Below are 21,354 nucleotides of genomic sequence, written 5' to 3'. Positions count from 1 at the left end.
ACTGCCATCCCTTATAATATGACATAGATGGGAGGCATGCACAATGATGACGAAGTCGGAACAAATGGACAAGCTGCTTGAGACCTACGAATTTGGTGCTAGCGGCGCAGACATTATCGCGGTTGTAAGGCAAGTGTTTGCTATACAGCTAGAATTGATGCCCGTACTTGCTGCTGACACTGACACTGACGCTGGAGCCTATAATAGCTCGCCTAGCGCCGCTTTTGAAGCGTATATCGAAAGCCACGACCGAGAGACGGCTTCCGGCGTGGACATTCGCCGGTGGATTAATCAACTTTTCGGAATTAATCTGGATGCATTATCTGCGCTGGAGGGTAAACAAATTTCGATGTTTTCGAAAGGTCGTTGGATGCTCCAAAGTAGCGACGATCTGTTCGCCGTACATACTGGAGCTCATGATGTGGACGTTCAAATCTCTGCGACAGACCGCTACGTCGAGCTTGCCGGTTCTTCTGAGCCGCCGCCGGCTTTAATCACAGATCTATCCCGGTTGGGCTACGAGTATGATTCCCAATCGATCTGCTTCCGCTATGCCGATCCTGCGGGCAAAGCTGTTCCCGACTCGTTCAAGGGACACACGATTAAAGCGCTTTTGGACGCGATACGCGAATTCAACAGACGAGGCTTATTTGCCGAAGGATGATAGAAACTTGACGCGGTCACCCATTGGCGGCGTACCGTTATCCTTTAAAGCGACTTCCAATATAGCCGGCCCGTTTGAGTTCAGAAGCCAGTTCACGGCATCTTGGTCCAGATCGTTCATATCGTTAATGCGGTAGCTCGGAATTTGCATCGCCGCGCCCATCCGGGAGATATCGATCGGCTCCTGCTCGAAGGATGGGTGCGTTCGCTTGAACTGCAGCGAATGTCCATGATAGACCATGCCGAGACGGGCGTTGTTCATGACGATGAACAAGATCGGCAAACCAAGCTCCTTGGCCGTCAATATTTCCATGCCATGCATGAAGAAGCAGCCATCCCCCGTTATGCAAGCGACGGGCCGGTCAGGCTCGGCCAACTTGGAACCGATCGCCGCTCCGATCCCGCTTCCCATTGCGCCGAAGTGGACATTGATATCGAACGAATCCTCCTCCAGCACCTTCATATGGTGAATGACATAAGACATGAACTCCCCAATATCAACCGTATACCTCATATCAGCCGGCAGGCTGCTCTGAATATGGCGCAGCACATTTTGTGTGTTATATACTTTGTCCGTAGTTACTGGCGTCTCCTGCTTAATCGCCTTACGTTCGCCGCTGGCGTTAATCCCAGACAATCCTAGCGATTTCAACTCATCGATTAACATGAGCAAGCTTAAGCGGATATCGCCCAACACGGGAAGATCGATCGCGTATTTCCGATTGAACACCGTCTGGTCGAAGTCGAGCTGAATCGTATACCGGCCTTTCGTCAAGCTTGCGTTATAATTGTTCGTGGCGGTCTCGCCCAAGCTCGAGCCGACGATGAGCAGCGCGCCGCCTGCTCCTTCGGTAACTAGATTCGAGGCGGTCTCATGACCGGCAAAACCGAATACGCCCCAGTGGAGCGGATGCTGCTCCGTAATATAACCCTTCGCCTGCGGCGTCGTCATAATCGGCCAGTTCAGCATTTCAGCCAGCTCGATCAGCAGATCGACAGAGCCGCGGATGCCTTGTCCGACCAAAATGCAGCCGTCCTTCGTATTCAGCAGCGCTCCGGCCGCCTTCTCGATGACGTCCAGCTTCGGAACCATCGGCCTCCTCGGAGGTAGAAGGGGAATGTCGGGTTCTCCCACCTTCGCATGCTGGACGTCGATCGGTATCGCGACATGGACCGGCCCCGGCACCCCCGATATCGCGATTTGGCACGCTTTAACCACTTCCGAGAGCAATTCGCTCGCATCCTTGACGATAACGCTGTGCTTCGTCACGGTACGAAATATCGGAGCTGCGTCCAGCTCCTGCGAGGCGTTCAGGCCCATCGTGCTTACGGGAACCGCTCCGGTGATGAACAACACCGGCAAATGCTCGCGCATCGCGCTGGCGGCACCGGTAATGAGGTTCGTCCCGCCCGGACCGCTGCAGCCAATGCTCACGCTAAGACCGCCGGAATACTTCGCGTAGGAAGCCGCCATATACGATGCGGCTCCTTCATGTTTCGTGACAACCGGTTCGATTTCCGGCATTTCGTATAGCTCGTCGAAGAAAGCGTTAACCGATCCCGCCGGGATACCAAAAATGTGCTTTACGCCGTTTGCCTTCAATAACTCCAATACTGCTCTTGCCGCTCTCATACCACTACCTCCACTTATCTCTATCATATTCATTCGCGAGAAAATTGTCGGTGATTTCCTTAGCTGTCATTGGTTTGCTGAAATAATAGCCTTGCATTAAGTAACAATCACGGTCGCTTAAAAAACGAACATGCTCCTTCGTTTCGACGCCTTCGGCAATGACGCTCAAGTTCAAGTTCCGCGCCAGCGTAATAATCGTATTCGTAATGGCAGCATGATCGTCATCGCTTGTAATATCCTGCAGGAACGATTTGTCGATTTTTAACGTGTCGATCGGCAGACTGGACAAGTAGCCTAACGACGAATATCCTGTTCCAAAATCGTCAATCGCGATTTTTACTCCTATTCCCTTCAAAGCCTTCATCGTTTTCAACGTTACTTCTTTGTTTTTGATAATTGAATTTTCTGTAAGTTCTAGCTGCAAATTGTCAGGGTCTATTCCCACCTCCTGCAGCACCGACTGGACGGCAACAAACAAATTGTTTTGCTCGAACTGGCGCGCCGACAAATTAATCGACATGCTGTACAACGGATAGCCTAGCTGCTGCCACTCTTTTAATTGTCGGCACGCCGTTCGCAGCACCCATTCGCCGATGGGGACGATAAGAGCCGTTTCCTCTGCGATCGGAATGAACTGATCCGGCGATACAAGCCCGCTCATGGGGTGATTCCAACGCAGCAGCGCCTCAACGCCGACAATTCGCCCGGTCAAATAATTAATTTGCGGCTGGTAATAGAGCTCGAGTTCTTGTTGATCGAGCGCCTTGTACAGATCGTTCTCGAGCTTAATGATTTCGAACGTTCTCGTATCCATGCCGTTTCGGAAGAAATGATAGCTGTTGCCGGTGATTTCTTTTGATTTGTACATGGCGGTATCCGCGTTTTTGATCAACGTTTCGGTCGTATCGCCGTGATCGGGATACATGCTGATACCCATGCTTACCTTCATATAAATTTCGTGGCCCATCAGCTCGAACGGGTCGGCGAAGCAATCCACGACTAACCGGACAACCTCGATAACCTCATCTTCGCCTTCGATATGCGGCAGCAATATCGTGAATTCGTCCCCGCCCTGACGCGATATTGTCGCTTCCTTCGGCACGGAGCGGATCAACCGGCTGGCGACATCCCTCAGCAGAAGATCGCCGTAGCTGTGGCCGAGCGAATCGTTAATGAACTTGAAGCGGTCCATGTCCAAATAAAGGACAGCGAGCTTGCCGCCGTTCTTCTGCGCATGAACCAGCCCTTCATTGAGCTTGTCGATCAGCAGCAGACGGTTAGGCAAATCGGTTAAGCTGTCGAAGTAGGCCCGACGCCTAATCTCCTCCTCCATCTGCTTCCGTTGCGTAATGTCCTTGAAGGTGACCACTTCGCCGACGATTTCGTCCTCTTCCTTAATTGGGGATATGACGTTTTCGACTGGAAAGCTGGAACCGTCCTTACGATAAAACAGCTCATTCTCATAATAATGATCCCATTTGCTGTCGGACTCCTGCTTATGACCGGAGAGCTTTTGATCCTGTTGCTTTCCTTTGAAAATAATCCGCGACGGCTCGCCGATCATTTCGGCGGATGAGCCGTAGCCTAACATGGAGACGCCGGCCGGATTGCAGAACGTAATGTTGCGATCGAGGTCTAAGCCGAATATGCCTTCGCCGGCCGAATTAAGAATAAGCTCCTTCTCTCGGCTGAGCTGCTGCAATTCGCTTACGAGGCGTTCAAGCTCGTTATTTTTAACCGTGATTTCCGAGGTCCGCTCTTTGATGATCGTTTCTTGCTTCTCCATATAGAGCAAGTTCGACAGTGTCGACGCCGTGGCGTCCACGATCGATTGCGCAAGCTGCAACGTAGCCTCGGAATAGAGAAGCGCGCCTTCATCGAGCTTAACGACCGCGATGGAACCGAGCGCTCCGCCCATCGACACGAGCGGCAGCATCAGCATGCCTTTAATTCCGAAGTTGCGGCAAACCTCATGATTAGGACGGCTGTCCGCATACACGTCCGGAATAAGCACCGCCTTCTTCGTTCGAATGACCTCTTGCACGACCTCATCATTGCTTTCGTCGATTATTATTTTGTTGTGGGTGCGCATCCAGTCTTCTTCCGTCCAGTCGCTGTCCTTGCTTAGCTTCGCCGGCTTGATTTTGCTTTCCGTAATCGGATCGAGCAAATGTACGCCGATATTATCGTTCTCCAGCACCTTGCCTAGATAGAAGAAACAGCTGTCCAAACTTTCCTGCATCGTAGAGCACAGCGAGAGGTCGCGGGTGACGTCGAGCAGCAGTTGCTTCTCGGCGATCAAGTTTTCTTTGTGCGCCAGGTTTCTCGCGTTTTGGATCGACACGGCCGCCATATTCACATAAGCTTCGACCGTCTGTATTTCCGAATCAGTCAAGTTCATCGGAATGCCGTAATCGAACAGAAATACAAGTCCGAATAGCTCCTGCTCGAACGAGATCGGAAGCACGAGCAGCGATTTGATATGAAAGCCTTGCACGGCTCTCGGGTCCGGCCGCGAATCTTGAGACGTATCCGGAATATAGATCGTTTTCTTCGTTTCGATGACTTCTTTTGCAAGCAAATCCATCTCGGTGTCGATCACATGCATATCGAGCGTCCAACCGTTAATAACCTCCGGCTTGCCTACATAACCTCTAAAAGTACCGTCCTCTTGGGGTAAATAAATGCCTACAGAATCGCAACCTACGATTTCTTCGGATATGGCCGTCGTTACATGCTCGAGCACGTCTCGCAGTTCAAGCTTCGTATTAATTAATTTCGTGAGATTCGCAAGACGTGAATATCTCATCTGTTCCTTTAACATGACAATATCACCATTCCCTTAGTAAGTTGCCGGCCGTTCTTGCTGGTCAAATGATTTCAACCCTGCATTTACCAATATGTATAATTAATCTACAAAATTCTACACAAAACCTATAAATCCTTTATCCAAATTGTCATTTCCAATAAAAAATACCCGAATACACATTTTAGTGTATTCGGGCCTCTTTTTCACTCCTATTTCGTTAAAAACCGAAATAATTTTTCGCATTGCGGTACGAAATATTTTGCACCATATCACCGAGTAATTCCAGATCGGCAGGCGCTTCGCCGTTCTCTACCCATTCGCCGAGCAGGTTGCATAAAATTCGGCGGAAATACTCATGACGCGTATAGGACAGGAAGCTGCGCGAATCCGTCAGCATGCCTACGAAACGGCTAAGCAAGCCAAGATTAGCCAGCGCGTTCATCTGATCAAGCATGCCGTTTTTCGTATCGTTGAACCACCATGCCGAGCCGAGCTGAATCTTGCCCGGTACGCCGCCGCCTTGATAGCAGCCAATTAGAGCGCCGAGCACGTCGTTGTCGTTCGCGTTAAGCGAATAAACGATCGTATTCGGCAGCAGGTCGTCCGAATCAAGCGCGTCGAGCAGACGTGACAGCGGGTAAGCCACCGAGCTGTCGTTAATGGAATCGAATCCCGTATCCGGGCCGAGCTTGCCGAACATGCGCGCGTTATTGTTTCGCGCAGCGTTAATATGAAGCTGCATCGCCCAGCCGCGCTGCGCATACTGACGGCCAAGGAACAGCAGCGTATACGTTTTATACTTCTTCTCGTCCTCCAAGCTTACCTTCTCGCCTTGCAGCGCCCGGGCGAATATAGCCCCAGCTTCTTCCTTCGTCGTCTCTGCGAACGCCACATAATCGAGCGCGTGATCGGATACTTTGCAGCCGACCTCGTCGAAGAACTTCACGCGATCCGCGAGCGCGTCCAGCAGCGCATCGTAGCTGTCGATCGAGCTTGCGGATACTTCCGCAAGCTGCTTGATCCATGGCAGGTAAGTAGCGCGGTTAATCTCAAGCGCCTTATCCGGACGGAATGACGGCAGCACCTGCACGTCGAAGTCTTCCAAACCTTTGATTGCGATATGATATTCCAGCGAATCGACAGGATCATCGGTCGTACAAATAACCTCGACGTTCGACATCTTGATTAGATCGCGTGCTTTGAAGCTGCCCGTTGCAAGCTTCGCATTAACCTTCTCCCAGATCACGGGAGCGTTTTTCTCATTAATAAGTTCCTGCACGTCGAAGAATCGGCGCAGTTCAAGATGCGACCAATGATACAGCGGGTTTCCGATCGTCTGCGGAACAGTTTTCGCCCAAGCAGCGAACCTCTCATAATCGGTAGCGCCTTCTCCGCCGGTTACGAGTCTTTCCTCCGCGCCGTTCGCACGCATCGCGCGCCACTTATAATGATCGCCGTATAACCAAGCTTCCGTGATGTTGGCGAAGCTCGTATTTTCATAAATTTGTTGCGGGCTTAGATGACAGTGATAATCGATAATTGGCATTTGCTTCGCATAGTCGTGATAAAGCGTAACGGCCGTCTCGTTCGATAACAAGAAGTTGTCGTCCATAAAAGGCTTCATTGCAGCTTTCCCCCATAATCACTTTTTGTAAAAATGAACCAAATCGTCGATCTGTACCGCCTGCCCCGTCTGAATAGAGCGGTTAGCAGCGATGCCCGTCAAAATCGATCTTGCACCGTCAATATGATTTGCGGCGCGATTCCACTTATCCTCCACCGGCGTACCGAACAGATCGTTCAGCAGCACCGGATCGCCGCCGCCATGACCGCCAACGCCCTCTTCAACGTCAACCTCGTAAGGCGCCCCGAACATCGGGAACACCGTAATGGCTTTGTCCTTCAGCGCGCCTTCCTCCGACTTCTTGCCGCCGGAGTTCACGTAGGACTGCTCGACGATATTCATCTCGATGCGGCCTTTCGTGCCGTTGAATGCGATGCGGTAGCCTTCCCATGGCAAGTAAGCGTTTAAGGAATACGTCATTATCGCGTTGTTCTTATAGCGGACAAGCACGCCCATTGTATCTTCGATATTGATGCCGTCTCCGAACACGCTTTGATCGCGCCGGTAGCCGTCCTCGTGCTCCGCGTCCAGGTACATCGATTTCAAATGGTCATTTTTATCCAAGTGTAGCGCAAAAGGATCGTTCTCGGCAATCGAATTGCCCGTCGCGCGCTCATAAAACTTCGTTTCGCCGCGTTGCTCCGCATTCTCGCGTCCGTAGAACAACAGGTCGCCGAAAGCGAATACCGATTCCGGCTGCGAATCGATCCAGAAGTTGACGAGGTCAAAGTGATGCGTCGACTTATGGACGAGCAAGCCGCCGCTGTTCCCCTTATTGCGATGCCACCTGCGGAAGTAGTCCGCGCCATGCTGCGTGTTAAGCAGCCATTCGAAGTGAACGGACGTTACTTTGCCAATTGCTCCGCTCGCGATCAGTTCTCTTGCCTTCGTATGATGCGGCGCATATCGATAGTTGAACGTGACGCGCACATTACCGCCTGTGCGTTCTACCGCATCGAGTATTTCCTGGCATTTCTTCTCGTCTACCGTCATCGGCTTCTCGGTTACGACATCGCAGCCCAGCTCCAGAGCTCGAATGATGTACGTATGATGCGTACGGTCCATGCTTGTTACGATTACAGCATCGGGTTTCTCGATTTCGATCATGCGATCGAACTCATTCGACTTATAGGTGTTAACGGCGTTGTAGCCATACTTTTCGGTCAAAATGCGGTTCGCGTAATTCATGCGGGTCTGGTTAATATCGCAAAATGCAGTCAGCTCGGAAGTTTCTTTGAAATCGGTTGCAAGCGCACCGTAAAAAAATTCAGCCCTGCCGCCGCTGCCTACCAATACATAACGTTTCTTTGTCATTTGATTCGTCCTCCTCTATTTATCTTGGTTTTATTTTAGCGCATAAGAGTAGTATAATTCTCTTCATATTCTGCTTAATTTTAATAAAACACCGCATATCTTGCGCTAATCATACCTTATGGAGGCTGGAGATCATGCCCACTGAGCAAGAACCGTTCAGTTACAGCTTCGGCGACACGCCGGAGCTTTACGTCGAATATATGAAGCGAGCAGAAGCGTTCACGATGAGCGTCGACCACTATCACGCTTATTACGAAATCTATTACATGCTGTCGGGAAGACGGCTGTACTTTATCCGCGATCGTTCATACGCCGTCGAGCAAGGCGATCTCGTGTTCATACCGAAGCATGAGCTCCACAAAACGATGCATGCCGGCGAAGCCGCGCACGAGCGTGTCATTATCCACTTCGATGACGCTACAGTTGAGAAATGGTCATCGGAGCACTTCGGCTATTTGCTTAGCTCGTTCCGGCAAGATAGCCCCATCATTCGCCTGCCGTTGTCCGAACAAAATCGCGTCGAGCGGCTCATTCGCCGACTGCTTTCGGAAATAGAGAATAAACCTACGGGATATGAGCTCATCCCCGGCCCGGCTATAACCGAACTGCTGCTTATTGCGGCACGTTACGTGGAGCAGCATGATTTTGCGCCAATGCAGCACGAAACGCCGATGCATGCGAAAATAACCGAGGTCGTCCGTCATATTAACGCCAGCTATGCTGAGCCTCTTCGTCTTGGAGACCTATCGGAGCGTTTCTTCATTAGCTCTTATTATCTCAGCCGCATGTTTAAGGAAATTACCGGTTTTGCCTTTTCCGACTACGTCGTTCTGACCCGCATTAAGGAGGCGCAGCGCCTGCTTCGCGATTCAGACAGCTCAATCTCGGAGATCGCGGTTGCCGTCGGCTTCGAGAACTTTTCCCACTTTGGCAAAATGTTCAAGAAGATCGCCCGGCAGTCGCCTCGCGACTATCGCAAGCAGTATGGCAAGAGTTGATCAGCTTCCACGAGCTAGATTATTGAAGTGTCGTAATATTGAACACAAAAGGTCATGAAATTGCACTAATAATAAGAAAATAAATATGTTACATTTACTTTGTTGTCATAAATTTATATATCCAAGCAATACAATCAACTGCTGAACTAATGGAGAGGTGAATGTATGATTCGCATAGGTAAAATTAGCTATTGGCATGTGCATGCATGGGATTACACGAAGCAAGCTCAGGCGCACCCGGGGACAGAAATTGCGGCCGTATGGGACGAGATTCCTGAACGCGGACGGGAAGCTGCCGAGAAACAAGGCGTTCCATTCTATGAGAATTTGGATGACATGTTAGCGAGAGAAGACATTGACGCCGTTATCGTCGATGCGCCAACCTCGATGCATGCCGAAGTGATCGTGAAGGCGGCGCGCGCAGGCAAACATATTTTCACAGAAAAAGTAATTGCGCCGACTTTAAAAGAAACAAATGTTATACTTAACGAAGTAGCAAACAATAAAGTGAAACTTACCGTATCGCTGCCTCGTCTAAATGATAGTTATACGCTCGCGATTCGCGATATTCTGGAGAAGAATCTGCTCGGCAAGTTGACGCTTGTGCGGACACGTCTATCCCATAACGGAGCGATTGCGGACTGGCTGCCTAGCCACTTCTACAACTTGGAGCAATGCGCCGGCGGCGCGCTCATCGATCTTGGCTGTCATCCGATGTACCTCGCTAGATTGTTCCTGGGCGAGATGCCTTCCGAAGTATCCGCTACGTTCAGTTACTTAACTGGCAAAGATGTCGAGGACAACGCGGTATCCGTACTGTCTACCCCTTCGGGAGCAATCGGAATTGCGGAGGCTGGCTTCGTGAATAGCCACTCGCCGTTCACGATTGAAGTCCACGGCACGGAAGGAACGCTGCTGTATGGTACGCCTAACGGCGATCTATTGCTTCGCACGAATGGCGCAAACGGCGAATATGCCGACAAGTGGACGAAGATTCCGTTGCCTAGCAATCGTGAAAGCGCATTCGACCAATGGGTCGGCCATATCAACAACGACACGCAAGCGGATGAGAACATTTCCTTGGCAACCGACCTTACGAAGCTGATGGAAGCTTCTAACCGGTCTGCTCAGGAGAGAAGAGCGATCTCGATCAGCGAGCTTAGCGAGTAGACGGGCATCTTGAACTGCAGAGGAGGAGATGGTTTTGCCGAGCTTCCCATACGAAATGATGAGAGAACGCGAGGATGCGCTGGAACGATTGGAGCTTCACATCAGATGGGGACGTTATGATATCCATGTGCTGCGATTCCATCTCACCCATTTTCCATCCGGCAGAGTCATCGGCTTTCACAAGCATGCGGAGTTCGAATTCCATTTCATTCCTCAAGGCAGAGGCAAGGTCATTATCGTCGATCAGGAGTACGCGCTGAAGTCCGGATTATTGTACTTAACAGGGCCCGAGGTCATGCACTATCAGGAAGCGGATACGGCTGAGGCTATGGACGAGCTTTGTCTTCATGTCGATATTATCGATCGCAGTTTGGAGCAGAACGAGCTTCCCGATGTATACGATGACTGGGAGGATGCGGAAGCCCATGCCTGCGTCGAGAAGCTGAAGGCGCTGCCTGCTTATCCGACGTCCGATCTTCACGAGGCGATGCCGTGTTTCCTTGATGCATACCGGGCTTATAAGGACAACTATACGGGCAGTTATACGACCATTAAGCAAAATGTGATTCAAATTCTGCTGCGTGCTGTCCGCGCATACGAGACGGCTGGCGAGCAAAAGCAATTTCCGACGCGCGATATGAAGGCGTATCGGTATCGGCTCGCAATGGAATACATCCAAGCCAACTATGCCGGGCCGATTACACTGGAGGATGTTGCCGACAAGCTGAATCTCGGCGTAAGGCAAATTCAGCGGTTGTTCAAGGAGCTTCATAACGGGCAATCCTTCAGCCGCATACTCGAAGATATTCGGCTTGCGGCCGTCTGCCGGGAGCTTGTGGCAAGCGAGTTATCCGTAGAGCAAATCGCGAAGAACGCCGGCTTTGCCGCCGGCAACTATTTGCACACCGTCTTTCGCAAACGTTACGGAATGACCCCTTCCGATTATCGGAAGATGGAACGTCAGACCGTGACTACTTTATAGACTTAATCTGAGGAGGCTATTTATTATGTCACGTACTTATCGCATTGCAATTGTAGGCTGCGGCGGTATCGCCAACGGCAAACATATGCCGGCACTGAGCAAGCTGAAAAACATTGAAATGGTCGCATTCTGCGATATCGTGGAAGAGCGCGCCGTGGAGGCGTCCCAAAAGTACGGCGCTGAAGGCGCTCGCGTGTACACGAACTATAAAGAATTGCTAACCGATGCTACTATCGACATCGTTCATGTATGTACGCCGAACGATTCGCATGCTGAAATTGCGATTGACGCGCTCGAAGCAGGCAAACATGTTATGAGCGAGAAGCCGATGGCGAAGACGGCTCATGACGCTCAGCGCATGGTTGATGCAGCGAAACGCACAGGCAAAAAATTGACGGTCGGCTACAACAACCGTTTCCGCGCTGACAGCCAGCACTTGAAGAAAATTTGCGAGGAAGGCGAGCTTGGCGAAATTTACTTCGCGAAGGCGCACGCGATTCGTCGCCGTGCCGTTCCGACTTGGGGCGTATTCCTCGACGAAGAGAAACAAGGCGGCGGCCCGCTTATCGATATCGGTACGCATGCGCTTGACCTTACGCTGTGGATGATGAACAACTACAAGCCGAAAGTCGTACTTGGCACTTCGTACCACAAGCTGTCGCAACGCGAGAACGCGGCTAATGCATGGGGACCATGGGACCCTGCCAAGTTCACGGTTGAAGATTCCGCATTCGGCATGATCGTGATGGAGAACGGCGCTACGATCTCGCTCGAATCAAGCTGGGCGCTCAATACGCTTGAAGTCGACGAAGCGAAATGTACGCTGTCCGGTACGGAAGGCGGAGCCGACATGAAAGACGGCCTTCGCATCAACGGCGAGAAGCACAGCCGCCTGTACACAACGGAGATTGACTTGAAAGCCGGCGGCGTTGCGTTCTACGACGGCGCTACCGAAAGAGACATCGATCTCGAGATGAGATTGTGGATCAAAGCAATCGACGAGGACAAAGATCCTGTCGTAACGCCTGAGCAAGCATTCGTCGTATCCCAAATCCTTGAAGCTATCTACGAATCGGCGAAAACCGGCAAAGCGGTTTACCTATAATTCGAGCGCAAACTAAGGTAACCTTTTAAAACCTTATATAATTAAAGCGGCCTGCAAATCGAAACGATTAGCAGGCCGCTCTTTTATTGTTATCGAACTCGAATGATGACAATGAACAGTGAGTGAGGCATCTCACATAATAGTGAGGAGAATCTCAATGATATGCTTAATTAATTAGGCTCATATCCAGAATAGTGAGGTAAACCTCACTTCCCGTGAACCTAGCTTCCAGAGCAATGAGGTTTACCTCACTATTTGACATTTGATTTAAATATGCACCTAGATTCTATGAGTTTGGCCTCACTCTAGTTGAGTTTTACCTCACAGATCGGTTCGGCATCCCCTGCATCCGATTAGAATTAAGAGCATAGGCTGTCTCGGTAGGTCTAACTTAGACCAACCGAGACAGCCCTGTATGGTTTACCTCTGCTACTCCGCAACGATCCATTCAACGCCGCGCTCATCGAGCGTTTCCCGCCAATCCTTCGGCATTGCCGTGTTGCAGATGACGATATCGACGTCCCGCCACTCGGCGATCCGGTACATTTGGGTTAAGCCGATCTTGGAGCTGTCGGTCATAATGATCGTTTGCTTCGAGTTCTCGATCACTTTGCTCGCAAGCTGGCCTCGTTCCGCGTCGAATGACGTAATGCCTTTGTTCAGCACGATGCCGTCAATCGAGATAAACGCCTTGTCCGCATGGAACAGTCCGGCGATCTTCTCGGCAATCGAGCCTGTGACGCGGGAATGCGTCGCATTTACTTTGCCGCCAATCAAATAGATTTCGCCGGAGAATAGCTCCTTGTTCTTGTATTCGATCAACAAATGAAGCGCTGGTATGGACATCGTCAGCACAGTCAAATTGTGCTTGTTCATCAGAAAATGGATCATCTGCTGCGGTGTCGTCCCGTCGTCGATGAAGATGACGTCATTATCTTCGACGAGCGTTGCAGCCGCTTTGCCGATCAAGCGCTTCTCCTCGGCATGCAGCACTTCCCGCTTTAGATAGGAAGGCTCTTCCCCGCTCAGGTTGATTTTGACCGCGCCTCCGTATACCCGTTTCAGCCGGTTCTCGTCCTCCAGCTCCTCTAGGTATCGCCGGATCGTTTCGGAAGATACGTTAAGCTTTTTTACCAAATCGAACGTTTTGACCTGGCCTTCCGAATTCAATTTCTCGAGAATAATCGATTTGCGCTCTTCTCCTACCAACGACAATGAATGTGTCCCCTTCCGTCTGCTAGCCTATTGTTTTCATTATAACGTTCGGTACTGTTCCATGCTATCCCGCAGTTGCGATTTTCCGAACCTTTACATAACGGCTAGGAACGGGTCGCATACCATGCTTGCGTTTTTTTGCGTACGCCCTTCACGAGCAACTCGTAAAGCGAGCGGACGGCCAGATTCACGGCGACGACCAGTACGGACATGGCAGCAGCGGCGGCTACGTCTCCCGCATCGTCCATATTCACGATGGATACCGCGGCAGGCTTCAGATCCGGCGCGTAGAGAAATACGACCGCCGATATCGTAACCATCGCGTTAACGAAAAAGTACATCGCGATCTCAAGGATGGCCGGCAGCGACATCGGTACGGTCACGCGAATAAAGGTTCGGTAGAACGGCACGCTCATCGACTCCGATACGGCTTCGATTTCTTTGTCGAGCTTCTTAAGCGATGCCGTCGCCGTAATGAATGGCACCGAATAGAAATGAACAACGTTGACGAGCACAAGAATCGCAATCGTGGCGTACATGAAACCAAGCGGATTACTAGGCTCGTTGAAGAAGAAAATGTACGCTAGCCCAAGCGCCATGCCCGGCAGCGCCATCGGCAGCACGGATAGGAAGTAGCCGAATTGGCGCAGACGCGCGAAATCGCGAGACTTCTCGATCAAGTACGCGAATACGAACGTTGCGATCGTACCGACGACAGCGGTCAGCGCCGCGACTTTTAAGCTGACCATGAAAGGTCCCATGCCCCCGGCTGCAACCTTGGAGAAATTGTAATGACTTAAGCTTAAGCTAAGGTTATACGGCCATGTCTTAACGAGCGATGCGAATACGATCGTAAGCAGCGGAATGAGAATACACGCTGCTACAATCGTGCTGAACGCCAGGAAGATAAGATCGCGGCCTTTGTTTTCCTTGATCTGATACGCTGTCGACTTCGCCGTGAGCGTCATTTTCTGCTTCCGTTCGACGAACCGGTCCACCGCGAATGCGATAACGGCCGGTATCGTCAGCAGAATGCCGACCGTCGCGCCCATGGGCATGTTCTGCTGCCCGATGACCTGCTTGTATATGTCGGTCGCCAGCACCGAGAATTGCCCGCCGATTGACTGCGGCGCACCGAAGTCGATGAAGCTCGCCGTAAAGCAGACGAAGGCCGCGCTGATTAGACCGTATTTGACGGTCGGCACCGTGACGCTGCAAAAGGTCCGCCATTTGCTTGCGCCAAGCGACTCGGACGCTTCATACAGACGATAATCGGTAATCGACAGCGCCGTGAGGAAAATCATATAGGCCTGCGGGAATGTATAGATGACCTCGGAAATGATGATGCCGATCGGCCCGTAAATTTCAATATGGATGCCGAACGGCAATAAACCGAAAAATCCGTTCGTAACGATGCCTTGATTGCCGAACAAATAGGTCAGCGACAGCGCGTGCATCATCGTGGGAGCGAATAAAGGCAGCAAAGCGATCGACTTGAACAACCGCTTGCCTGACATGGACGTGCGGACGATTCCGTATGCATAAAGGAATGCCAACGCGACGGAAATGACTGTCGTCATTCCCGAGACGAATAACGTATTGGTCAATGAGCGCAGCATCGAAGCCGTCGTGAAATACGTTAGAAAATTGTCGATTCCAATGAAGGCGCCGTCGTTATTTTGAAATGCCTTGACGAACAGAAACAATAGCGGGACTAGCAAAACGAGCAGCAATACCGCAATCATGAGCACCGTCAGCGTTCTGATTACCAGATCCGCCGCCGTCAATCGTTGCTGAATGGAGCGTAAGGTCGAGCGGATAACGGCAGCCATCAAACCACCGCTTCCTTATGGAACGTAAGCAGCTTATCGGCGGCCAAATGGAGCGAAACGGCGCTGTTTTTGGCTAACTGCAGCTGATGGGACAGCTGTGCCGATACGTCCACGGTTATCATTTGGGTCTCCCCCGCCATCGTCTCCGTAAGCAGCGACAAGCGGTAGAAGGCGCCCCTGAATTCAATGTTATGGATAATAGCCGGCATGCCTTGGCCCGAAGGCGAGATGCTGACATGCTCGGGGCGAACCGCCATGCAGTTATGCGGATCCGGATCATTCAGGAAGTTAATTGCGCCGACGAAGTCGGCCACGAAAGGACTATTCGGTTGCTCGTAGATTTCATTTGGCGTCCCGACCTGTACAATTTCGGCACGGTTCATAACGACGATGCGGTCGGACATCGTCAGTGCCTCTTCTTGGTCATGCGTTACCATGATGGTCGTAATGCCTAACTTTTCCTGAAGCTCGCGCAATTCGCGGCGCAGCCTCGTTCGCACCTTGGCATCGAGCGCCGAGAGCGGCTCGTCAAGCAATAGAAAGTCCGGCTCGAGCACGATCGCTCTGGCTAACGCCACGCGCTGCTGTTGTCCTCCGGATAAGTGGGACGGATAACGATCCGCCACATGGGCAAGGTCAACCTGTACGATGGCGGCCTCTACCTTTTCTTTCATTTCGCTTCGGCTGTATCCTTTGCCCTTAAGGCCGTAAGCGATATTTTGTTTTGCTGTCATATTCGGAAATAGGGCGTAGGATTGGAACACCATGCCGAAGTTGCGCTTGGCAGGGGGCAGCTTCGTCATGTCTTTCCCGCCGACATGTACGCTCCCCGTCGTCGGCTGCTCGAGACCGGCAATAATTCGGAGCAGTGTCGTCTTCCCGCAACCGCTGGGACCGAGCAGGCAAACGAACTCATTCTTGTGGATGTCGACAGACACGTTGTGAAGTGCAGTGAATGATCCGAATGTCTTGGTAACGCCTTGGATTGACAGATAAGGTTTCACGTCGTTTCCCTCCGATAAGCATTAATCTTGCGGAATCCTCCTCGCGAATGCTTGGATTCGCGAGGCGCCTGTCCGCATGTGCGTGTTTCTGCTGATTATTATTTAGGTTCGCTTTTGCTGTCGTAACGCTTCGACCATTCGGCCAGGATGCCTTCGCGGTTTTTCGCGGAAGCGTTCAAATCGTTTTTGATCAATTGAGACATCGGATCTTTCGTATACCCTTTAGGCAGCTCCGTGTTCTCCGTTTTTATCGCGAGGATGGCATAGTTTTTGTTGTATTCCTTCATGACCTCGTCTGTAATCGCCCAGTCGAGGAAGTCTTTGGCGATTTGCTTAATCGTGCCTTTTTTCATAAGCGCGTTCGCCTCTACGTCATAGCCGGAGCCTTCGGTAGGGAATACGACGTCGACCGGCGCACCGTTCTCCGCTTCTTGAATGCCGCGGTAGCCGAACGAAATGCCGATTGGGTATTCGCCCGTTCCCGCCAGCTTAGCCGGCTTCGAACCGGAATGCACATACATAGCGATATTTTCGTTCAGCTTGTCCATGTAGGACCATGCTTCGTCTTCGCCAAGCAACTGAATCAATCCCGATACGGTCAAATAGCCTGTTCCCGACGAAGCCGGATTCGGCATCGTGATGAGACCTTTGTACTCCGGTTTAATCAAGTCTTGATACGTTTGCGGAACGGGAATTCCGGCTTTCTCCAGCTCGACCGTATTAGCGACAAATGCTGTCTCCCATGCGTCGATGCCTACCCATTTGGCCGGCTCGTTCGCATCCTTGAAGAGCGGGTCGATCCGCTCGATGCCTACCGGCGAGTAGCCTTCAAGCATGCCGTTCTGATCAAGGACAAGCAAGCTCGTTGCCGCTAAGCCCCATACGACATCCGCTTGCGGGTTATCTTTCTCGGCGAGCAGCTTCGCAGTAATGACGCCTGTCGAATCGCGTACGATATTGAGCTTCACGTCCGGGTATTTCGCTTTATACGTAACCAAGTATTCCTGAATGATATCGTCTTCCAGCGCCGTGTAGACCGTCAGTTCTTTGGATTCCGTATCTACGCCGCCTTCAGTTCCCGCCGTATTGCCCGTGTTCGCTTTATTGCCCCCGTTGTTGCTTCCCGTTCCGCCTCCGCAGCCCGTCAGCAAGATTGCCATCGCAAGCGCCAAGGTCAGAATCGTCATGCCCATTTTTTTCGATGTTGCTTTCATTTTCTCTCCTCCTGATTTCTGTACGTTTAAATTTTAAAACCATTATGTTTGTCGTTGCTGGTGAGCTCATTTCGAATATATCAGAATCAATATGCTATTAAAAGCTTATTATTTTATTGTAAATAGCTTGTTTTGGTTGTTTTTGTGTTGTTCTTTTTTCAAAAAAGGCCCGCGCACAACATGTACAGTACGCAGGCCAACTAGTCATCGAAATCGCCTTAAGCGACGGGCTGTTCCTTCAGTAATTGCTCTACGGATGCATGCGCATAACCCAATGAATCGGCGACGCCGCGGAACACAACGTGACCATTCAGCACGTTTAAGCCTTTCGCCAAATCATTGTGCGCCAAGGCGGCTGCTTTGTAGCCTTTGTCGGCAATAAGCAAACCATAAGGCACTGTAACATTTGTCAGCGCAATCGTCGCGGTTCTTGATACCGCGCCAGGCATATTCGCTACGGCGTAATGAACGACGCCATACCGCTCATAGGTTGGATCGCTATGCGTTGTGAGATGATCGATCGTCTCGATCGATCCGCCTTGGTCAATGGCTACATCGACGATTACCGAACCTGGCTGCATGGTACGGACCATTTCCTCCGTGACGAGACGCGGAGCCCGGGCGCCAGGAATAAGCACCGCTCCGATAAGAAGATCTGCCTTCGAGACGGCTTCAGCAATCGTCGTTTCGCTCGAAACGACCGTTCTCAGCCGGCCTTGGAACTGATCATCCAACTGACGCAGCCGATCCGGATTGCTATCGATGATCGTTACGGAAGCGCCGAGACCGACTGCCATTTTGGCAGCGTTCGTGCCTACGACCCCGCCCCCGATAATGACGACCTCTGCAGGCGGAACGCCCGGCACGCCGCCAAGCAATACACCTTTCCCGCCCCTCGTGCCCTCCAAATATTGCGAGCCGATCTGGATGGACATCCGCCCCGCCACCTCGCTCATTGGCGTCAGAAGCGGAAGCGAGCCGTTATCCTTCTGGATCGTTTCGTAGGCGATCGCTACAACCTTGCGGTCGATCAGCGCCTTTGTAAGCTCAGGCTCGGCGGCGAGATGCAAATAAGTGAACAAAATGAGCCCCTCGCGGAAATGACGGTATTCCTCGCGCAGCGGTTCCTTTACCTTCATGACCATTTGGGCCGACCACGCCTCCTCTGGTGCTTCTGCGATAGCAGCTCCTGCTGCGGCGTAAGCTTGGTCGGTGAAGCCGCTTCCGAGTCCCGCTCCTCTCTCCACGATGACCGCATGGCCGCGTTTAATGAAGGAAGCGACACCGGCAGGCGTCATACCAACGCGGTTTTCGTTGTTTTTGAGTTCTTTCGGTACACCGATTATCATAAGGGACGACTCCTTTGCAAGAAGATCAAGTATGGGATTTGACGCTTCGCTCGACGCGGCCGACGGCTGCGATTAGCCGCTTCATATCGGCTTCGGCAATTTCGCCGATATTGCCGATTCGGAACGTGTCGGCATTCGATATTTTGCCAGGGTAGATGACGAAGCCTTGCTCCTTAAGCTGCTTATAGAACGTCTCGAACGTGAAGGATGGATCATCGGGATAATAGAAAGACGTAATGATCGGTGACTGCATACCGTCGTTGAGCAGCGTTTCATAGCCGATCGCGCGCATGCCTTTGACGAGCGTCTGCTGGTTGGTAAGATAGCGCGTATGCCTTGCAGCTACGCCCCCCTCCTCCTCGAGCTCCAATAGTGCCTCGTAGAAGGCTCGCACCGTATGGGTCGGCGATGTAAACCGCCACTTCCCGCCGTTCTGCTCCATATGGTTCCATTGATCGTACAAATCAAGCGACAGCGATCTCGCCTGCCCTTTGCAGGATTGCAATTGATCGATGCGAGCGATGACAAAACCGAATCCAGGTACGCCTTGAATGCATTTGTTGGCGCTGCTGATCAAATAATCGATGCCAAGCTCCGCCATATCGAGCGGAACGCCGCCGAAGCTGCTCATGGCATCTACGATGAACGTTTTATTGTAGGCCTTTATGATGGCTCCCGCTTCTTGAATCGGGTTAAGCATCCCCGTCGTCGTCTCGCAATGCACCATGGCGACATGCGTAATGGCGGAATCGGCTTTCAAAGTTTCTTCAAGCTTCGCGAGATTCGGTAGCGATACCTCGCCGCTGTCCAGGACGAGCGTTTCGATTCCGAGCACGGCCGCCATCTGGGCAATGCGCTGCCCGTATGCGCCATTCGTCATCACAAGCAGCTTTCCGCCCGGGCCGATCGCGCTGCCGATGACGGATTCCACGCTGAAGCTGCCGCTTCCTTGCATCAGCACGCTGGAATAGTCCTCGGTGCGTCCCGTAGCAAGAGAGACCAGCCGTCTGCGGATATTTTGAACCAAGTCATTGTACTCGCTATCCCATGTGCACCAGTCCTTGAGCATCGCTACCTTGACGCGTTTGCTCGTTGAGAGCGGGCCCGGCGTTAACAGCAAATACGGATTGTCATCCAGCAAATCAATGTTCATGCGAATTATCTCCTTTATTCGTCGCCTGCAGCGAGGCGTTCATTTATCGTTTGAATGATGTTCGGCAAATCACTTATTTGCTCGATGACGTAATGTGCTCCAGCTGCCTTGAACCGTTCAGTGACGGCTTCCATCTTCACTGCCAGCAGCTCTGCCGGCATTCCTTCCACTTCAGCTTCGCTCAGGCCGAGCTCGCTGCCGCCTTTAATGACGCCTACGCTCCACATTCCCGCATTTACACCCTCCAACACATCGCTGGTCGTATCGCCGACCTTCACCATGGCGCTCATCGGATGAATGCCCAGCAACTCGGCATTGCGATAGCACATCCATGGATACGGCCGTCCGGCAGCCGCGTCGTCCGGCGTGACGAGCGTATCCGGCGCGTACCCTTTTTTGTTCGCTTCGCCTGCAACGATTTCCATCATTTTTGACGTGTATCCCGTCGTTGAACCGATTTTGAGACCGTCAGACCTCAATTTGTCCACGACGTCTAGCGCTCCCGGAATCGGATCGGTATAACGCGCCAGATCAGCGAACAACATCGGTTCGAAATCGGCATATAAATCATCAACATCGGCATCTGTCGGCGCGCTGCCGAAGCGTTCCTTCCATAGCGCTGCAATTCTCTCCATTTCGAGAAGCGCCTTGATATGATCCCACTTCAACATGCCCATTGGCACTCTAGCTTCCTCCGGCGTAATTTCAATCCCTCTTTGATGGAATACGTTCACGAATACAAGCAGCGGAGCGAAGCAGCCATAGTCCACCATCGTTCCCGCCCAATCGAATACAACCCCTTGAATAGGTCCGCGATATGCCGTCGTCGTCATCTTTAGCTCACTCCTGTTGATTGTTTTGGAATTGCTTTGTTTTCATAGAATCAATCGATTAAATCAATGAAAAAAATTACAATTCTCATAAATTAGATTGCTTTTAGTTGTTTTTAATTGTGTTTACGAGTAAATAGTAAGACACCAGCGGGGGAGAGTCAATACTCTTTACCGTATCTAAACAATTGGTATATACGCCATCTACGTCCCCTAATCGCCAACACCATGAGGATCGGCACCAGCTGCGACAACGGTCCGTTATCCATGCTTTCACTCGCTCCGTATCGCTCCAGACTTCAGCAGCCATTTACAAAACATTATAGAACACACAATAAAACGCAATATATACTGTTATTTGACCATATATATAGTGTATTTAAGTTGCAGAACAAGACTGTTCCCCTCAAAGTTATCTGCCAATCTCGATTTTCACCGAATTTTCATCAGGTATCACCG

The 21,354-nt window shown here is 51.4% G+C and carries 16 protein-coding genes; 5 read left to right on the top strand and 11 right to left on the bottom strand.

What is annotated here, in order from left to right; all coding sequences use genetic code 11:
• Positions 1-43 precede the first annotated feature (43 nt).
• Positions 44-664, top strand: coding sequence for a hypothetical protein (locus tag AC0YN0_RS01060; RefSeq protein ID WP_475819624.1), 621 nt, complete (start codon positions 44-46; stop codon positions 662-664).
• Here the strand turns inward: AC0YN0_RS01060 and AC0YN0_RS01055 are convergent.
• The 4 genes from AC0YN0_RS01055 to AC0YN0_RS01040 all read right to left on the bottom strand — a co-directional run bounded on the left by AC0YN0_RS01055 (position 647) and on the right by AC0YN0_RS01040 (position 8,043).
• Entirely contained in the window at positions 647-2,296 is a 1,650-nt protein-coding gene (locus AC0YN0_RS01055) for a thiamine pyrophosphate-binding protein (protein ID WP_475819623.1), read from the bottom strand. The two genes, AC0YN0_RS01060 and AC0YN0_RS01055, sit on opposite strands and share 18 nt — an antisense overlap.
• Positions 2,297-2,300: 4 nt before the next feature.
• Complete coding sequence (locus tag AC0YN0_RS01050) at positions 2,301-5,120, bottom strand: sensor domain-containing phosphodiesterase (RefSeq protein WP_475819622.1); 2,820 nt, start codon at positions 5,118-5,120, stop codon at positions 2,301-2,303.
• A gap of 202 nt (positions 5,121-5,322) precedes the next feature.
• Positions 5,323-6,729, bottom strand: coding sequence for a glucuronate isomerase (gene uxaC, locus AC0YN0_RS01045; RefSeq protein WP_475819621.1), 1,407 nt, complete (start codon positions 6,727-6,729; stop codon positions 5,323-5,325).
• An 18-nt stretch (positions 6,730-6,747) separates the two neighbouring features.
• Positions 6,748-8,043: a Gfo/Idh/MocA family protein gene (locus AC0YN0_RS01040; protein ID WP_475819620.1), complete on the bottom strand. Its 1,296-nt coding sequence runs from the start codon at positions 8,041-8,043 to the stop codon at positions 6,748-6,750.
• Between the two features lie 134 nt (positions 8,044-8,177).
• Here AC0YN0_RS01040 and AC0YN0_RS01035 point away from each other — a divergent pair, with 134 nt between their 5' ends.
• The 4 genes from AC0YN0_RS01035 (at position 8,178) to AC0YN0_RS01020 (ending at position 12,298) form a co-directional block, all read left to right on the top strand.
• Positions 8,178-9,041, top strand: coding sequence for an AraC family transcriptional regulator (locus AC0YN0_RS01035; protein ID WP_475819619.1), 864 nt, complete (start codon positions 8,178-8,180; stop codon positions 9,039-9,041).
• Positions 9,042-9,206: 165 nt separating this feature from the next.
• Entirely contained in the window at positions 9,207-10,211 is a 1,005-nt protein-coding gene (locus AC0YN0_RS01030) for a Gfo/Idh/MocA family protein (protein WP_475819618.1), read from the top strand.
• Between the two features lie 55 nt (positions 10,212-10,266).
• Positions 10,267-11,193, top strand: a complete 927-nt coding sequence (locus AC0YN0_RS01025) for an AraC family transcriptional regulator (RefSeq protein WP_442047988.1) — start codon at positions 10,267-10,269, stop codon at positions 11,191-11,193.
• Between the two features lie 25 nt (positions 11,194-11,218).
• On the top strand, positions 11,219-12,298 hold the full coding sequence (locus tag AC0YN0_RS01020) for a Gfo/Idh/MocA family protein (protein WP_475819617.1): 1,080 nt from the start codon (positions 11,219-11,221) through the stop codon (positions 12,296-12,298).
• A gap of 429 nt (positions 12,299-12,727) precedes the next feature.
• Here the strand turns inward: AC0YN0_RS01020 and AC0YN0_RS01015 are convergent, their stop codons facing one another.
• The 7 genes from AC0YN0_RS01015 to phnX all read right to left on the bottom strand — a co-directional run bounded on the left by AC0YN0_RS01015 (position 12,728) and on the right by phnX (position 20,898).
• Complete coding sequence (locus AC0YN0_RS01015; RefSeq protein WP_475819616.1) at positions 12,728-13,513, bottom strand: DeoR/GlpR family DNA-binding transcription regulator; 786 nt, start codon at positions 13,511-13,513, stop codon at positions 12,728-12,730.
• A gap of 104 nt (positions 13,514-13,617) precedes the next feature.
• Complete coding sequence (locus tag AC0YN0_RS01010) at positions 13,618-15,345, bottom strand: putative 2-aminoethylphosphonate ABC transporter permease subunit (protein WP_475819615.1); 1,728 nt, start codon at positions 15,343-15,345, stop codon at positions 13,618-13,620.
• Complete coding sequence (locus AC0YN0_RS01005) at positions 15,345-16,349, bottom strand: ABC transporter ATP-binding protein (RefSeq protein ID WP_475819614.1); 1,005 nt, start codon at positions 16,347-16,349, stop codon at positions 15,345-15,347. The genes AC0YN0_RS01010 and AC0YN0_RS01005 overlap by 1 nt, the downstream gene beginning before the upstream one ends.
• A gap of 98 nt (positions 16,350-16,447) precedes the next feature.
• Entirely contained in the window at positions 16,448-17,563 is a 1,116-nt protein-coding gene (locus AC0YN0_RS01000) for a putative 2-aminoethylphosphonate ABC transporter substrate-binding protein (RefSeq protein ID WP_475819613.1), read from the bottom strand.
• Between the two features lie 218 nt (positions 17,564-17,781).
• On the bottom strand, positions 17,782-18,912 hold the full coding sequence (ald, locus tag AC0YN0_RS00995) for an alanine dehydrogenase (RefSeq protein ID WP_475819612.1): 1,131 nt from the start codon (positions 18,910-18,912) through the stop codon (positions 17,782-17,784).
• A gap of 25 nt (positions 18,913-18,937) precedes the next feature.
• Positions 18,938-20,065 carry a 2-aminoethylphosphonate--pyruvate transaminase gene (gene phnW, locus AC0YN0_RS00990; RefSeq protein WP_475819611.1) on the bottom strand — a complete coding sequence of 376 codons (1,128 nt, stop codon included), beginning with the start codon at positions 20,063-20,065 and terminating at the stop codon, positions 18,938-18,940.
• Positions 20,066-20,079: 14 nt separating this feature from the next.
• Entirely contained in the window at positions 20,080-20,898 is an 819-nt protein-coding gene (gene phnX / locus AC0YN0_RS00985; protein WP_475819610.1) for a phosphonoacetaldehyde hydrolase, read from the bottom strand.
• Positions 20,899-21,354: the final 456 nt, after the last annotated feature.

The organism is Paenibacillus sp. J22P218, assembly GCF_056269195.1.
Note: the sequence above shows the minus strand (reverse complement) of the source record. Positions and strands in the feature narration are given on the sequence as shown.

Coding starts and splice junctions, on each gene's coding strand:
- AC0YN0_RS01060 (WP_475819624.1), top strand. CDS start 44: ATGATGACGAAGTCGGAACAAATGGACAAGCTGCTTGAGACCTACGAA.
- AC0YN0_RS01055 (WP_475819623.1), bottom strand. CDS start 2,296: ATGAGAGCGGCAAGAGCAGTATTGGAGTTATTGAAGGCAAACGGCGTA.
- AC0YN0_RS01050 (WP_475819622.1), bottom strand. CDS start 5,120: ATGTTAAAGGAACAGATGAGATATTCACGTCTTGCGAATCTCACGAAA.
- uxaC (WP_475819621.1), bottom strand. CDS start 6,729: ATGAAGCCTTTTATGGACGACAACTTCTTGTTATCGAACGAGACGGCC.
- AC0YN0_RS01040 (WP_475819620.1), bottom strand. CDS start 8,043: ATGACAAAGAAACGTTATGTATTGGTAGGCAGCGGCGGCAGGGCTGAA.
- AC0YN0_RS01035 (WP_475819619.1), top strand. CDS start 8,178: ATGCCCACTGAGCAAGAACCGTTCAGTTACAGCTTCGGCGACACGCCG.
- AC0YN0_RS01030 (WP_475819618.1), top strand. CDS start 9,207: ATGATTCGCATAGGTAAAATTAGCTATTGGCATGTGCATGCATGGGAT.
- AC0YN0_RS01025 (WP_442047988.1), top strand. CDS start 10,267: ATGATGAGAGAACGCGAGGATGCGCTGGAACGATTGGAGCTTCACATC.
- AC0YN0_RS01020 (WP_475819617.1), top strand. CDS start 11,219: ATGTCACGTACTTATCGCATTGCAATTGTAGGCTGCGGCGGTATCGCC.
- AC0YN0_RS01010 (WP_475819615.1), bottom strand. CDS start 15,345: ATGGCTGCCGTTATCCGCTCGACCTTACGCTCCATTCAGCAACGATTG.
- AC0YN0_RS01000 (WP_475819613.1), bottom strand. CDS start 17,563: ATGAAAGCAACATCGAAAAAAATGGGCATGACGATTCTGACCTTGGCG.
- ald (WP_475819612.1), bottom strand. CDS start 18,912: ATGATAATCGGTGTACCGAAAGAACTCAAAAACAACGAAAACCGCGTT.
- phnW (WP_475819611.1), bottom strand. CDS start 20,065: ATGAACATTGATTTGCTGGATGACAATCCGTATTTGCTGTTAACGCCG.
- phnX (WP_475819610.1), bottom strand. CDS start 20,898: ATGACGACGACGGCATATCGCGGACCTATTCAAGGGGTTGTATTCGAT.